14 protein-coding genes and 1 tRNA gene are annotated in these 13,937 nt (G+C 55.6%); 11 read left to right on the top strand and 4 right to left on the bottom strand.

Features of this window, described 5'->3' with window-relative positions; all coding sequences use genetic code 11:
* Positions 1–375: 375 nt before the first annotated feature.
* From groL to DXXMK7_RS02745, 3 genes are all read right to left on the bottom strand, one after another.
* On the bottom strand, positions 376–2,022 hold the full coding sequence (gene groL, locus DXXMK7_RS02755; RefSeq protein ID WP_033570628.1) for a chaperonin GroEL: 1,647 nt from the start codon (positions 2,020–2,022) through the stop codon (positions 376–378).
* A 45-nt stretch (positions 2,023–2,067) separates the two neighbouring features.
* Positions 2,068–2,361, bottom strand: a complete 294-nt coding sequence (locus DXXMK7_RS02750; RefSeq protein WP_013316258.1) for a co-chaperone GroES — start codon at positions 2,359–2,361, stop codon at positions 2,068–2,070.
* 193 nt (positions 2,362–2,554) lie between these two features.
* Positions 2,555–3,058: an FxsA family protein gene (locus tag DXXMK7_RS02745; protein WP_038662588.1), complete on the bottom strand. Its 504-nt coding sequence runs from the start codon at positions 3,056–3,058 to the stop codon at positions 2,555–2,557.
* 590 nt (positions 3,059–3,648) lie between these two features.
* Between DXXMK7_RS02745 and aspA the strand changes: the two genes are divergently transcribed.
* The 7 genes from aspA to DXXMK7_RS02710 all read left to right on the top strand — a co-directional run bounded on the left by aspA (position 3,649) and on the right by DXXMK7_RS02710 (position 11,110).
* The gene (aspA, locus tag DXXMK7_RS02740) at positions 3,649–5,088 is read left to right on the top strand and encodes an aspartate ammonia-lyase (RefSeq protein ID WP_038917763.1); all 1,440 of its coding nucleotides are present in this window, start codon (positions 3,649–3,651) and stop codon (positions 5,086–5,088) included.
* Positions 5,089–5,278: 190 nt separating this feature from the next.
* Complete coding sequence (locus DXXMK7_RS02735; protein WP_038917762.1) at positions 5,279–6,580, top strand: anaerobic C4-dicarboxylate transporter; 1,302 nt, start codon at positions 5,279–5,281, stop codon at positions 6,578–6,580.
* A gap of 114 nt (positions 6,581–6,694) precedes the next feature.
* Positions 6,695–7,075 carry a divalent cation tolerance protein CutA gene (gene cutA, locus DXXMK7_RS02730; RefSeq protein ID WP_071605148.1) on the top strand — a complete coding sequence of 127 codons (381 nt, stop codon included), beginning with the start codon at positions 6,695–6,697 and terminating at the stop codon, positions 7,073–7,075.
* On the top strand, positions 7,051–8,781 hold the full coding sequence (locus DXXMK7_RS02725; protein WP_038917761.1) for a protein-disulfide reductase DsbD: 1,731 nt from the start codon (positions 7,051–7,053) through the stop codon (positions 8,779–8,781). The genes cutA and DXXMK7_RS02725 overlap by 25 nt, the downstream gene beginning before the upstream one ends.
* 94 nt (positions 8,782–8,875) lie before the next feature.
* Positions 8,876–9,451 carry a transcriptional regulator gene (locus tag DXXMK7_RS02720; protein WP_038917759.1) on the top strand — a complete coding sequence of 192 codons (576 nt, stop codon included), beginning with the start codon at positions 8,876–8,878 and terminating at the stop codon, positions 9,449–9,451.
* Between the two features lie 162 nt (positions 9,452–9,613).
* Positions 9,614–9,689: transfer RNA gene (locus tag DXXMK7_RS02715), tRNA-Phe, on the top strand.
* Positions 9,690–9,850: 161 nt separating this feature from the next.
* Positions 9,851–11,110: an integrase arm-type DNA-binding domain-containing protein gene (locus DXXMK7_RS02710; RefSeq protein ID WP_038917758.1), complete on the top strand. Its 1,260-nt coding sequence runs from the start codon at positions 9,851–9,853 to the stop codon at positions 11,108–11,110.
* Between the two features lie 140 nt (positions 11,111–11,250).
* Here DXXMK7_RS02710 and DXXMK7_RS22775 read toward each other — a convergent pair whose 3' ends face one another.
* Positions 11,251–11,421, bottom strand: coding sequence for a hypothetical protein (locus DXXMK7_RS22775; RefSeq protein WP_162847981.1), 171 nt, complete (start codon positions 11,419–11,421; stop codon positions 11,251–11,253).
* Between the two features lie 140 nt (positions 11,422–11,561).
* Between DXXMK7_RS22775 and DXXMK7_RS02705 the strand changes: the two genes are divergently transcribed.
* From DXXMK7_RS02705 to DXXMK7_RS22980, 4 genes are all read left to right on the top strand, one after another.
* Positions 11,562–11,903 carry a hypothetical protein gene (locus DXXMK7_RS02705; RefSeq protein ID WP_038917757.1) on the top strand — a complete coding sequence of 114 codons (342 nt, stop codon included), beginning with the start codon at positions 11,562–11,564 and terminating at the stop codon, positions 11,901–11,903.
* Positions 11,904–12,813: 910 nt separating this feature from the next.
* Positions 12,814–13,557: a MobC family replication-relaxation protein gene (mobC, locus tag DXXMK7_RS02700; RefSeq protein WP_038917756.1), complete on the top strand. Its 744-nt coding sequence runs from the start codon at positions 12,814–12,816 to the stop codon at positions 13,555–13,557.
* Positions 13,558–13,615: 58 nt separating this feature from the next.
* Entirely contained in the window at positions 13,616–13,834 is a 219-nt protein-coding gene (gene ccdA, locus DXXMK7_RS02695; RefSeq protein WP_038917755.1) for a type II toxin-antitoxin system antitoxin CcdA, read from the top strand.
* Between the two features lie 2 nt (positions 13,835–13,836).
* Positions 13,837–13,937, top strand: a 101-nt coding sequence (locus DXXMK7_RS22980) for a CcdB family protein (protein ID WP_238555984.1), incomplete at its 3' end; no start/stop codon positions are given.

The raw sequence follows: 13,937 nt of genomic DNA, 5'->3' as shown, positions 1-13,937 counted from the left end.
ATAAGTAAGTGACCGGGATGAACGACAAATTGGCGTAAGCCGATTTGAACGCAGCCAACACACCTGCAACTTGAAGTATGAAAGGTATAAACGCGCTTATTGTAGCGCAGATGCTCAGTGTAGCGAAGAATCGTACGCTGATAACAGGCTCTGAACCGCCTGTTAACGATTTGAGTAATTTTTACACAATCTATCCGCCCGGCTCACACCCTGTTGCAAACTAGCGGGTAGCCAAACCTCATCACACATGAGGTACGTTCCTGCGCTCACCCTGCATACCGGCAGCCCTTAAAAAAAACTACCCGGCCAAAGCCGGGTAGTTTTTACAGTGCGACAGGCACCACAGCAAGAATATTGCTGCGGTCGCGCGGCAGATTACATCATGCCGCCCATACCACCCATACCGCCCATGCCGCCAGCAGCGCCTAAGTCAGGCGCGTCGCCTTTCGGCAGCTCGGTCACCATACATTCGGTGGTGATCATCAGGCCGGCAACGGAAGCCGCGTACTGCAGCGCAGAACGGGTTACTTTGGTCGGATCCAGGATACCCATGTCGATCATGTTGCCGTACTGCTCGGTCGCCGCGTTGTAACCGTAGTTGCCTTCGCCCGCTTTCACGTTGTTGGCAACCACTGACGGTTCTTCACCGGCGTTGGACACGATCTGACGCAGCGGCGCTTCCATAGAGCGCAGCGCAACTTTGATACCCACGTTCTGGTCTTCGTTGTCGCCAGTCAGTGCGCTGATGGATGCCGCTACGCGCACCAGCGCCACGCCGCCACCAGCAACCACGCCTTCTTCAACGGCGGCACGGGTCGCGTGCAGCGCGTCTTCAACGCGGGCTTTCTTCTCTTTCATTTCCACTTCGGTCGCTGCGCCAACCTTGATAACGGCAACGCCGCCTGCCAGTTTGGCTACGCGTTCCTGCAGTTTTTCACGATCGTAGTCGGAAGTGGCTTCTTCGATCTGCTGACGAATCTGGGTCACGCGGCCCTGAATCGCGGCTTCGTCGCCCACGCCATCGATGATGGTAGTGGTATCTTTGTTGATAACCACGCGTTTAGCCTGACCCAGATCTTCCAGGGTGGCTTTTTCCAGTTCCAGACCGATTTCTTCGGAAATCACGGTACCGGAAGTCAGGGTAGCGATGTCCTGCAGCATGGCTTTACGACGGTCGCCGAAGCCCGGCGCTTTCACCGCAGCGACTTTCACGATGCCGCGCATGGTGTTGACCACCAGAGTCGCCAGCGCTTCGCCTTCCACGTCTTCAGCGATGATCAGCAGCGGTTTGCCTGCTTTGGCAACGGCTTCCAGCACCGGCAGCATTTCGCGGATGTTGGAGATTTTCTTGTCGGCCAGCAGAATGAACGGGCTTTCCAGTTCAACAGAACCGGTTTCCGGCTTGTTGATGAAGTACGGAGACAGGTAGCCGCGGTCGAACTGCATACCTTCCACCACGTCCAGTTCGTCCTGCAGACCGGAACCTTCTTCAACGGTGATCACGCCTTCTTTACCCACTTTTTCCATGGCTTCAGCGATCAGCTTGCCCACGGTTTCGTCGGAGTTGGCGGAGATGGTGCCTACCTGAGCGATGGCTTTGGTATCAGCGCAAGGTACAGACAGTTTCTTCAGCTCTTCTACTGCGGCGATAACGGCTTTGTCGATACCGCGCTTCAGATCCATCGGGTTCATGCCCGCGGCAACGGCTTTCAGACCTTCGTTAACGATAGCCTGAGCCAGTACGGTCGCGGTGGTGGTGCCGTCGCCTGCCGCATCGTTGGCTTTGGAGGCAACTTCTTTCACCATCTGGGCGCCCATGTTCTCGAACTTGTCTTCCAGTTCGATCTCACGTGCAACGGACACGCCGTCTTTGGTGATGGTCGGCGAGCCGAAGGATTTGTCCAGTACCACGTTACGGCCTTTCGGGCCCAGCGTTACTTTCACTGCATCAGCCAGCACATTAACGCCACGCAACATTTTTACCCGAGCGTCATTACCGAATTTTACGTCTTTAGCTGCCATTGGTAGTTTCCCTTGAATTCGTTTCGTTCAGATGATTACGTGAGATTAGGCTTCAACAATCGCCAGAATGTCGCTTTCAGACATGATCAACACTTCTTCGTTATCGATCTTCTCAGTCTTCACGCCATAGCCATCATTGAAAATGACGATATCGCCAACCTTCACGTCCAGCGGTTTCACTTCACCGTTTTCCAGGATACGGCCATGGCCAACAGCCAGGACTTCACCACGGGTGGATTTACCCGCTGCAGAACCGGTCAGAACAATGCCGCCAGCAGATTTTGACTCGACTTCTTTGCGCTTGACGATCACGCGGTCATGCAATGGACGAATTTTCATTGATAGCTCTCCTTTGAGAAAGTCCATATCAGTTTAGGTTAAACGCCGGACGCACTCTGGCATCCGGCCTTGTGGTGAACTAAGTGGGGACGTTTCACGACGCTTCAAGGGAAAAAAGAAATTTTTTTTGCGTTAAGTGAAATTTTTCCGCCGGCCTGCGCCCGGCGCCGTTCCGCGCCCCTTCCGGCCGGGGTCAGCGCGGTGAGGAATCGTTGGGTGGATTGCCGTCGTGGCGGTCGTCATCGGACTTGTCCAGCCGCTCGTGCTCGTCTTTGCGCTGAAACTCGCCTTCAAACACATTGCCCTGCCCGCCGTGACCGCCCGGACCCGGACGGCCGCGCCAGATTTGCAGGTGCGGCATCAGCTTGAGCGTCAGGTGCTTCTGCACTGGCGGCAGCAGCAGCAACAAGCCGAGAAAGTCGGTGAAAAATCCCGGCACCACCAGCAGGAAACCGGCCAGTATCAAGGATACGCTTTTAACCAGTTCGGCCGCCGGACTTTCCCCCGCCTGCAGGCGCTGCTGCATCAGCATGATGTTCTTCACGCCCTGGTTACGCACCATGGAGATCCCGATACAGGACGTCAGCACGACCAGCAGTAAGGTGAGCGCCACGCCCAGCACTTCGGCCACCCGAATAAAAATAGAGATTTCGATGTAAACGAACAAAAAAATCAGCAAAAGCGGTAACCAGCGCACCCGAAACTCCTGTGGTTGATATTTAACCCATTGATAGAAATATTTACTTAGAGCCTATCCCAATCGGCGTCATTGGCGCAGCCAGTTTGGACTCGGACAGCGCGCAGAACCCGGAGCGTACACGTAGTACGTGAGGGTTTCGAGCACTGCCCAGGTCCAAAATGGCAAGTAAAATAGCCCTATTGGGATAGGCTCTTAACAGCGCGCGGTCATATTCCTTACCTCATGCTGTCATCACGAACAGGTATGAAGATACGACCAGTTGGCGTGGTACAGTACTTTATACTCGAACACGCCATTTACCCATACTGGCGGACGCTAATCAGGAGATGGTAGTGCAAACGCCGTTTTTCAACCACGATGGTGATGTATCCGTTTATTCCTGCGCCACGGTCATGACCCTCATCACAGTTCACACAGTAGGAGAGAGATGACCGCCCATATGTGATCGGGGCAACGGAAATCCTGCATAACAACAGAATATCATAACAACAACAGCGAGCATGGTGGTTAAACATTCTGCTGCTGTCCTCCACGGTAAGACGATACATCCTATAAATTCTAATCGACAGAAGTAAGAGAAGGCTCTCATGTCAGATAACATTCGCATTGAAGAAGATCTGTTAGGTACCAGAGAAGTTCCGGCTGATGCGTATTACGGCGTCCACACGCTGCGCGCGATAGAAAACTTCTATATCAGCAACCAGAAAATCAGCGATATCCCGGAATTCGTACGCGGCATGGTAATGGTCAAAAAAGCCGCGGCCATGGCTAACCGTGAACTTCAGACCATACCGCGCAAGATTGCCGACACCATCATCAAAGCCTGCGATGAAGTACTGGTCAACGGCAAATGCCTGGACCAGTTTCCGGTCGACGTGTTCCAGGGCGGCGCGGGCACGTCCGTCAACATGAATACCAACGAAGTGCTGGCTAACATCGGTCTGGAACTGATGGGCCATAAAAAAGGGGAATATCAGTATCTGAACCCCAATGACCACGTCAACAAATGCCAGTCCACCAACGATGCCTACCCCACCGGTTTCCGCATCGCGGTGTACAACTGCATTCTGAAACTGGTCGAAGCCGTGACCGTACTGGGCGATGGCTTTGAGCAGAAGGCGAAAGAATTCGAAAACATCCTGAAAATGGGTCGCACCCAGTTGCAGGATGCGGTACCGATGTCGCTGGGCCAGGAGTTCCACGCTTTCAACGTGCTGCTGAAAGAAGAGAACAAAAACCTGCTGCGCACCGCGGAACTGCTGCTGGAAGTGAACCTGGGCGCCACCGCTATCGGCACCCGTCTGAACACCCCGGAAGGCTACCAGCCACTGGCGGTGCAGAAACTGGCGGAAGTGAGCAAACTGCCGTGCGTACCGGCGGAAGACCTGATCGAAGCCACCTCCGACTGCGGCGCCTACGTGATGGTGCACAGCACGCTGAAACGTCTGGCGGTCAAACTGTCCAAGATCTGTAACGACCTGCGTCTGCTCTCTTCCGGTCCGCGCGCCGGCCTGAACGAAATCAACCTGCCGGAACTGCAGGCCGGTTCCTCCATCATGCCCGCCAAGGTCAACCCGGTGGTGCCGGAGGTGGTTAATCAGGTGTGCTTCAAAGTCATCGGCAACGATACCTGCGTTACCATGGCGGCCGAAGCCGGTCAGTTGCAGTTGAACGTGATGGAGCCGGTCATCGGCCAGGCGATGTTTGAATCCACCCAGATTCTGACCAACGCCTGCTACAACCTGCTGGAAAAATGCGTCGAAGGCATCACCGCCAATAAAGACGTCTGCGAATCCTACGTATTTAATTCCATCGGCATCGTGACGTACCTGAACCCGTTCATCGGTCACCACAACGGCGACATCGTCGGCAAGATCTGCGCCGAAACCGGCAAGAGCGTGCGTGAAGTGGTGCTGGAGCGCGGTCTGCTGACCGAAGCCGAGCTGGATGACATCTTCTCGGTGCAAAACCTGATGCACCCGGCTTACAAAGCCAAACGCTACACCGAAGACCAAGACGCGTCGTAATCCCGCGCGGTCTGTTCTGTAAGGCACGTCAGTCCCGCCTGGGGCTGCGTGCCTTTATTCTATTCACTACTATTCATTCGCTACTTTTTTCCGCGCCGCAAAAGGCCAGGCTGTCGCCACAGCCATAAGAAAAAGATATGGAAAGACGTTTTGCAATGTCACGGACAACAAAATCAGAAGGAACATCAACATGGTTATTCTGGAACTGTTTATCGTACTCCTCGCTATTTATTTGGGCGCCAGACTCGGCGGCATCGGCATCGGTTTTGCCGGTGGGCTGGGTGTACTGGTTCTGACGCTGGGGTTTCACATCAAACCGGGCGCGATCCCGTTCGACGTGATTGAAATCATCATGGCGGTTATCGCCGCTATCGCCGCCATGCAGGTGGCTGGCGGCATGGATTATCTGGTCAGTCTGGCGGAAAAATTGCTGCGCCGTCAGCCGCGTTACGTCACCTTTCTCGCGCCGCTGGTGACCTATTTCATGACACTGCTGGCTGGCACCGGCCACACCGCGTTCTCCACCCTGCCGGTTATCGCCGAGGTGGCGAAAGAACAGGGCATCCGCCCGTCCCGTCCGCTGTCGATCGCAGTGGTCGCCTCGCAGATCGCCATTACCGCCTCGCCGATCTCCGCCGCGGTGGTCTTCGTCGCCGGACTGCTGGAACCGAAAGGCGTGAGCTATCTGGCGCTGCTCGGCATCTGCATTCCCAGTACGCTGATCGCCATCATGCTGACCGCCGTGTTCACCAACTTTCTCGGCAAGGAGCTGAAAGATGACGAGGTTTATCAGGAGCGCCTGCGCAAAGGCGAAGTCACCCTGCGCGGTCACGGCCAACTGGCGCTGAAACCGGGCGCCAAACGTTCGGTCGGGCTGTTTCTTGTCGGCATCATCGCCGTGGTGCTGTACGCCACCGCCATCAGCGACACCGTCGGGCTGATCCATAACCCGGTGTTGCCGCGCAACGAAGCGATTGTGGTGTTCATGCTGACCATCGCCACGTTGATCTGCCTGACCTGCCACGTCGATACCGCCCAAATCCTCAGCGCCAGCACCTTCAAGTCCGGTATGAGCGCCTGCGTGTGCGTAATGGGCGTAGCCTGGCTGGGCGATACCTTCGTCAAAGCGCACCTTGCCGATATTCAGAGTACGGCGGGCACGCTGTTGCAGAGCCACCCGTGGATGCTGGCGGTGGTGCTGTTCTTCGCCGCGACGCTGCTCTATTCGCAGGCCGCTACCGCCAAAGCGCTGATGCCGGCCGCGCTGCTGCTGGGCGTTAGCCCGGTGACGGCGATTGCCTCGTTTGCCGCGGTATCGGCGCTGTTCGTGCTGCCCACCTACCCCACGCTGCTGGCGGCGGTGGAAATGGACGACACCGGTTCAACCCGTATCGGCAAGTACGTGTTCAACCATGCGTTTCTGATCCCCGGCGTGGTGGCGATTTCGCTGTCGGTCGCCTTCGGCTTCGTTATCGGTCACCTGGTGCTGTAACGTTCCGCCGAATCGTAAAGTTTTTTCGGATCGGCGTTCCAGCGTCGATCCGGCCTTACGATTGCCGACCCCGCACGGTATAGTGTGTCAACCGTTACCGTTATCGAGGTCACGATGTCAAAACCCAACGACGATGCGTTATTCGGCAACAATGCGCAGTTCAACAGTAATGCGCAATTCAACAGCGCGGTGGTAGTACTCTGCACCGCACCCGATGAAGACTGCGCCCGACGGTTGGCCAACTCCGCGCTGGAAGCGCGTCTGGCCGCCTGCGTCACCATACTGCCGGGCGCTACTTCCCTGTATCACTGGGAAGGTAAACTGGAACAGCAGACGGAACTTCAACTGCTGCTTAAAAGCGACAGGGAACATCAGTCCGCACTGCTGACTCACCTGAAACAACAGCATCCTTACCAGACACCAGAATTACTGGTGCTGCCGGTCGAGGGTGGCGACAGCGATTATCTCTCATGGCTCAACGCATCTTTACGCTGACGGTTCTGTGCCTCAGCCTGTTTTTCAATACTCTGGCGTCGGCGCAAAGCCCCTTCGGGCGCAGCGCGACGTCGCAGTTCCTGCCGGTGGATCAAGCTTTTACCTTTGATTTTCACCAGCGTGGCAACCAACTGACGTTGAACTGGCAGATCCACCCCGGTTACTACCTGTACCGCCAGCAAATCAAGCTGGATAGCGCGCTGCTCGCGCCTCCGGGCCTGACGCTGCCGCCCGGCGAACCACATCGGGACGAGTTTTTCGGCGAGGTGGCTATCTACCGCCAGTCGCTGACGCTCAATGTCCCTTTACGCGACGTGCCGCCCGGCGCTTCGCTCAGCATCACCTATCAGGGCTGCGCCGACGCCGGCTTCTGCTACCCACCGGAAACCCGTTCGGTGCCGCTCAGCGCCATCGCCAGCGCCATCACCAACGACACGCCGGCAACGCCGACCGCCGTCACGCCGCAGCCGGACCGCGCTTATACCCCGCAGTTGCCGTTCTCGCCGCTGTGGGCGCTGCTCATCGGTATTGGCGTCGCCTTCACCCCTTGCGTGCTGCCGATGTACCCGCTGATTTCCGGGCTGATTCTCGGCCGCCAGCAACGGCTGTCCGCCGGTCGTACGCTGTTGCTGACGCTGGTGTACGTACAGGGAATGGCGCTGACCTACACCCTGCTCGGCCTGGTGGTTGCGGCGGCCGGCTTGCGTTTTCAGGCGGCGTTGCAACACCCTTACGTCCTGATTGGGCTGTCGGTGATGTTTGTCGCGCTGGCGCTGTCGATGTTCGGCGTCTATAGCCTGCAATTGCCGTCATCCCTGCAAACACGCCTGACCCTGTGGAGCAATCGCCAGCAAAGCGGCTCCGCTGCCGGGGTTTTCGCCATGGGCGCACTGGCCGGACTGATTTGCTCGCCCTGCACCACCGCGCCGCTCAGCGCGCTGCTGTTGTACATCGCCCAGAGCGGCAACCTGCTGGCCGGCGGCGGCTCGCTGTACCTGTACGCGCTGGGCATGGGGCTGCCGCTGATGGCGATTACCCTGTTCGGCAATCGGCTGTTGCCCAAACGCGGCCCCTGGATGAATCACGTCAAGGAAGGTTTCGGGTTTGTGATTCTGGCGCTGCCGGTATTCCTGCTGGGAAGAGTGCTGGGCGATGTCTGGGAGTGGCGCTTGTGGGGGCTGCTCGGCGTGGCGTTTTTCGGCTGGGCATTTGCCCTCAGCCTGCGCAGTCACGCCGGCGGCATGCGAATGGTGCAGATTCTGCTGTTTCTGGGCGCGTTGCTGGCGGCCCGGCCGTTGCAGGACTGGGTGTTCGCGCCGGTACAGGCTGAACCGACCAGCGGCAGCCAGTTGCACTTCACGCCGACCAACACGCTGGATGACCTGACCACGGCGCTGAGTCGCAGCGACAACCGCATCACCATGCTCGACCTGTACGCCGACTGGTGCGTGGCCTGTAAAGAGTTCGAAAAATACACCTTCCGCGATACGGCGGTGCAGCAGTCGCTGTCCGCCATGCAACGATTGCAGGCGGATGTCACCGCCAACAACGAAACGCAGCGGGCGCTATTGCAGCACCTACAGGTGCTGGGACTGCCGACGATTCTGTTTTTCGACGCCAGCGGCCGGGAAATTCCGGGCTCGCGTGTAACCGGCTTCATGGACGCCGCCGCGTTTAGCGCGCACTTGCAGACGCTGGCGCGCTAACATCAAGCTATATCGCGGCAGGTGGTCATAAACTTGAAAGATGCCGGAGATAAACCACACTGGTTAGTGATGATTGATGAGCAGGAGGAGCATGATGCAAAGGGAAGAAGTTCTGGAGCAGGCGCTGGCCTTGCTGGAACGGCGCGGATTCGCCGACACAACGCTGGATATGCTGGCCGACCAGTTGGGCGTCTCTCCGGCCGAACTGCAACCCTTCTGGCCCGACCGTGAAGCCCTGCTGTACGACAGCCTGCGTTATCACAGCCAGCAGGTGAATATCTGGCGCAAACAGGTGCAGTTGGATGAACAACTCGGCCCGGAGCAAAAGCTGCTGGTGCGCTACCAACGGTTACAGGACGCCGTCAGCCAGCATCGTTTTCCGGGCTGCCTGTTCATCGCCGCCTGCAGCGCGTTCCCGGACCCGCTCCACCCCATTCACCAGATTGCGGAACAACAGAAACAAGCCTCGTACCACTACACCAAAGCGTTGCTGGAAGAACTGGAAACCGACGACACGGACATGGTGGCATTACAGCTGGAACTGATTCTGGAGGGCTGCCTGAGCAAGTTGTTGGTAAAACGACAGTTGTCCGACGTGACCGTGGCGAAACGGCTGGCGGAAGACGTACTACGCGTGGCAATGTGCCGGAAACACGGCGCGCTGGCGTAGCGCTTTCGCACCCGGCGAACCACGTCCGACAGGCCCATCGGCGATATGCTGTTGCTTATTTATTCAAAAACTGCATAAACGCCGAAAAAGCAGCCAAACCGTCAAAAAGTGGGTGAATTCACGTTGACGAAGCCGCCTGAATCCGGTTTAATGCGCCCCGTTGCCCGGATAGCTCAGTCGGTAGAGCAGGGGATTGAAAATCCCCGTGTCCTTGGTTCGATTCCGAGTCCGGGCACCACCTTTCCTTTTTTATGCTTCCTTATCAATCCCTATATTGTTGCGATTCAATAAGTTGGCGTGAAAATCTTTTCCGATACGTTTTGATTTATCCCTTCGTATCGGGGAATTTGTGGGTCAGATTGCGGGTCATTCAGTTCGATGAACGGGAGTGACCCTCACATGTTAACTGACAGCAAAGTCCGATCCGCGAAACCTCTCGCAAAATCTTACAAGCTCACCGATTCGCAAGGTCTGTACCTCACGGTATCCACCAGCGGCGCTAAGCTATGGTATTTCCGCTATCGCCTCGGCGGTAAAGAAAGCCGTCTGGCCTTTGGCCCCTACCCGCAAACTACGCTGGCGGAAGCCCGCGAAAAGCGCGATGCGGCACGTAAACTACTGGCGTCCGGCATCAGCCCTTCTCAGCTTCGCAAAACGAACAACCCCGCCGTTGAGGAATCCCGCACCTTTCAGTATATCGCTCAGGCGTGGCACACCAGTAGCCTGAAACTCTGGTCGGACGCGCACGCCGATAAAATTCTTACCTGCCTGAAACGCTACGTTTTCCCCGCCATTGGCGCGATGGATATCGCGCAGGTTGAAACCCGCCATCTGGTACAGTTAGTTAAGGCAATTGACGATAAAGGTGTGCATGACGTCGCCGGACGGGTATGCCAGCATCTGACCAAAATCATGCGTCACGCCGTCCAGCAGGGCGTCATCAAATACAATCCGGCTTACGATTTAGATGGCGTCGTGACCCCGGTTGTGACCCAACATCACCCCGCCCTGCCGCTAAAACGCCTGCCTGAACTGCTGACGAAGATGGAAAACTACAAAGGCCGGATGCTCACCCGTCTGGCACTGGAGCTGAATCTGCATGTTTTCCTGCGCTCCAGTGAACTGCGTTTTGCCCGCTGGGATGAATTCAATCTGAAAGCGCATATCTGGAGCGTGCCCGCCCAGCGCGAAGCGGTAGACGGCGTGCGATTCTCAGAGCGTGGCGCAAAGATGAGGGATGAACATCTGGTGCCGCTGTCACGGCAGGCTGTCGCCCTGCTGAAACAGATTCAGGCGATTTCTAGCGAATCGGTCTTCGTTTTTCCCGGCGCACATACCCTGAACAAGCCGATGAGTGAGAACACCATCAACAAGGCGTTGCGCGTGATTGGCTACGACACCAAAACCGAAGTCTGTGGGCATGGCTTCAGAACCATGGCCTGTAGCGCTCTGAACGAGTCAGGACGCTGGTCAAAGGATGCCATTGAGCGGCAGATGAGCCACAAAGAACGCAATGGCGTGCGGGCGGCTTACGTGCATAAAGCGGAACATCTGGAAGCCAGAATCGAAATGATGCAATGGTGGTCGGATTATCTGGAGGTCAACCGCGAGGGTTATGTCGCACCGTATATTTATGCGCGGAGTCATTCGGCTGGCTAACGCGCTGCGCTTGTTGGCTCCTGACGGGCTTTCTATGTAATAGAAAACCCGTCAGGAGCGTTGTCGTAAAATCATTCGGGCATTCTGCCAAACGTTTCTTATACGTTAGGATTTGCTACATCGACTGACTCAAACACCGTTCAGCCTTTTGGTTCAATACCGCGCGTCTGGAGTTCCTTACGCAGAACACGCTTTATCCACGTAGCCAATGTCTTGTCGCCATCCTTATGGGCTTGTTCTTCTAATTGCGCACGAAACTCGTGGGACAGTCGAATTTGATACTGGTCTGTTTTTGTTTTTTCACTTGACATTGTAATTACAAATTCCATAGCATGGTATAGTTGTAATTACACCGCAATTACATGGTATTTTGCAACAGTAAAGAGCGAAGCCCGGCAGTGCTAGGAACACTAACCGGGCTTCTGACCACAACATTATGAGGACTAATGCTATGGCTGACACCAATAGTAACACGGGCTCGTCTTATCAATCACTGCCGGATTATGAGAACCGTTACTCTGCCATGAGTGCCGCGCTGGCTCATCTGGACTTTTCAAATATGGACAATAACGAACTCTCGCAGGTGACAGAATATTGCGCCGAAACACAGGCCGGGCTTTGCCATTGCCTGAATTTCATTGGCGATGCGCTGATTACCTTTGCCGATAATGACGTGTGCGAATCGACGCCAGAAAGCTTGTGCCAGTTGGGACATGGGTTAACCGCAATCAGTTTACTCATCCCAGCCCTTACCACGATGCACAAACGCGCACATTCATTCACAGCCAGATAGCCGTCTGAATATCACCAGCCTGATTAAAGCTCTGCCGTAGGTAACTCACGGTCAGGGCTTTTTTGCTTTAGTGGCTCAATAACCATAATTCTCCCCATCCGATATTGAATTGTTTGCAGGCAACACCGCCCTTTCCCGATAGCCTTCCCTACTGGCTGATTTCAGTGGGGATAGATATGCCAGCACGTTTTATTTTCGCAACGCTGACCACGCTCAACAGGCCATTCAGCCACGACGCAGGACGCGACGGGGTTAGGCGGTTGAATGCCTGCGCCTCGCGGGCATTCAACTGTGGCGTGAGGCGAGTAAATTCAATTTCACAGAAATTGCTAATTTGCGTCGCCCGAACCCACCGGCGAGCGTTTCTCCCAGGGGAAACCGAGCAGGCCGGGGGGAGCCGAATAAATTTTGCCGCCCCAGCGAGCAAAAAGACGCGCCCACGCGTCGGTTTATTTGGGGGGCTTCAGCCCCGCACACCGTCGTCGCTAAGTCTCCGGCCACCAGCCGGTAGCGAGGCGCGACTACCCACTTTGAAGGCGTTTTCCCATTTTTTCGCTGACCGGAACGGGCAAAAGAAAAAGTGGGCTAAAAACGGCGTCTCAAAGGGGGTAGTCGCGCGTAGCGCGCGACGGTGTGCCGCCGTTGACGTTGGGGGTTTTGGCGTGGCGTCCAGCCGCGACATTACCCCCATGCGACAGGCAATAAGGGCGTCCAGCCCGCATGAACTGGCGCACGCCGTTTTGTGCCGGGAAATGTATTTTCCGGCGCATGGCTGCAAAGCTGCCACCTCTTATCCCCACAAGATCGCCTCATGACGTCGACTCATGCCAGTACCCCAAGGTATGCGCCCATGTAATGAGGCGATAAAGCCGAAAGAGCGAACACCCCAGTAAAATGCGAAGGAGGAACCATGCTGATTTCTGATTACCGTGAACGCCGGGCACGTAGTCACGAAAAAATGCGACTTCTGCTCACCTTTCTGAAAGAAGAAACCTACAGCGACTTTAAAACCCTGATGCTGCTTTTTGATTATAAAAATCACAAGCCGCTTTATCTGTTGCTGGCAAAAGCCATCGACATGGGATTGGTCCAAAAGCATGAAATAAACACCAGAATGGTGAAAATCTCTCTGTGGGGGATCACCAATGACGGATTAGCCGTTGTCGTCACACCCCATGAAGATAGTTTTCCTGCACGGTTTGAGCCCTCGAAAGTCACTGGCTGGACGCTGATGCAGCGCCTTGATCGTCAGCTAGCACGGCTCCTTCTTGAGAAGAAAGGCGCTTATGGGTGGATCAGCGGCGCTGATTCAACATTCCTCAGCCGCTATGAGGTATATCATCGCCCGGCTGGGGTGATAACGTTACCAGACGGAACCGTCATCGCCGTTGAGACTGAACGCCATCTGAAAACCAAAGCCCGTTATCAGGCAATTATCACCCAACACTTGATAACTCGAACTCAAAAACGTTGGATGTACGTCTTCTATATCGTGCCCGATGCGCAGATAAAGCGAGCTATTGAACGGATGTTCAATAGCGTGCAATACGCCATCGTCGACCATCAGCGTATCCCGCTGGAAGCGAAGCACCGCAATGTTTTTCGGGTTTATACGTTTGAGGAGCTAAAAGGGTTGGATTTGAATTTTGGCTAATTGCTGAACAACCATGCGAAGTATATACTCACAGTGTGCATAAAAGAGGATCACTATCATGAAACACCGCGTCAGCGTTACCGTGGACAAAGACAATTATCAGGTTCTGAGTGCTGCCGGAGTCAATATTTCTGGACTGGTGAACGATGCAATTGGCAAAGAAGCCCGCCGCATCAGGGCTGAGGAGTGGAAAAAGGAAAACCGCGAAGGGATGGAAGAAGTCGCCCGATTTATCGCACAGCATGGCTCCTTTGCGGATGAAAACAGGAACTGGTGATCATGCAATTCATTGTTTATCAATACAAACGCGCCAGTCACTACAAAATGTTTGTCGATGTGCAAAGCGATATTGTCGAGACACCAAAACGGCGCATGGTCAT

It is taken from the genome of Dickeya sp. MK7, assembly GCF_000406305.1.
GTDB lineage: Bacteria > Pseudomonadota > Gammaproteobacteria > Enterobacterales > Enterobacteriaceae > Dickeya > Dickeya fangzhongdai.
This window is presented reverse-complemented; position numbering and strand designations above follow the sequence as displayed.

Excerpts from the sequence above, each read along its gene's own strand:
- groL (WP_033570628.1), bottom strand. The coding sequence starts at position 2,022 with ATGGCAGCTAAAGACGTAAAATTCGGTAATGACGCTCGGGTAAAAATG.
- DXXMK7_RS02750 (WP_013316258.1), bottom strand. The coding sequence starts at position 2,361 with ATGAAAATTCGTCCATTGCATGACCGCGTGATCGTCAAGCGCAAAGAA.
- aspA (WP_038917763.1), top strand. The coding sequence starts at position 3,649 with ATGTCAGATAACATTCGCATTGAAGAAGATCTGTTAGGTACCAGAGAA.
- DXXMK7_RS02735 (WP_038917762.1), top strand. The coding sequence starts at position 5,279 with ATGGTTATTCTGGAACTGTTTATCGTACTCCTCGCTATTTATTTGGGC.
- cutA (WP_071605148.1), top strand. The coding sequence starts at position 6,695 with ATGTCAAAACCCAACGACGATGCGTTATTCGGCAACAATGCGCAGTTC.
- DXXMK7_RS02725 (WP_038917761.1), top strand. The coding sequence starts at position 7,051 with ATGGCTCAACGCATCTTTACGCTGACGGTTCTGTGCCTCAGCCTGTTT.
- DXXMK7_RS02720 (WP_038917759.1), top strand. The coding sequence starts at position 8,876 with ATGCAAAGGGAAGAAGTTCTGGAGCAGGCGCTGGCCTTGCTGGAACGG.
- DXXMK7_RS02710 (WP_038917758.1), top strand. The coding sequence starts at position 9,851 with ATGTTAACTGACAGCAAAGTCCGATCCGCGAAACCTCTCGCAAAATCT.
- DXXMK7_RS22775 (WP_162847981.1), bottom strand. The coding sequence starts at position 11,421 with ATGTCAAGTGAAAAAACAAAAACAGACCAGTATCAAATTCGACTGTCC.
- DXXMK7_RS02705 (WP_038917757.1), top strand. The coding sequence starts at position 11,562 with ATGGCTGACACCAATAGTAACACGGGCTCGTCTTATCAATCACTGCCG.
- mobC (WP_038917756.1), top strand. The coding sequence starts at position 12,814 with ATGCTGATTTCTGATTACCGTGAACGCCGGGCACGTAGTCACGAAAAA.
- ccdA (WP_038917755.1), top strand. The coding sequence starts at position 13,616 with ATGAAACACCGCGTCAGCGTTACCGTGGACAAAGACAATTATCAGGTT.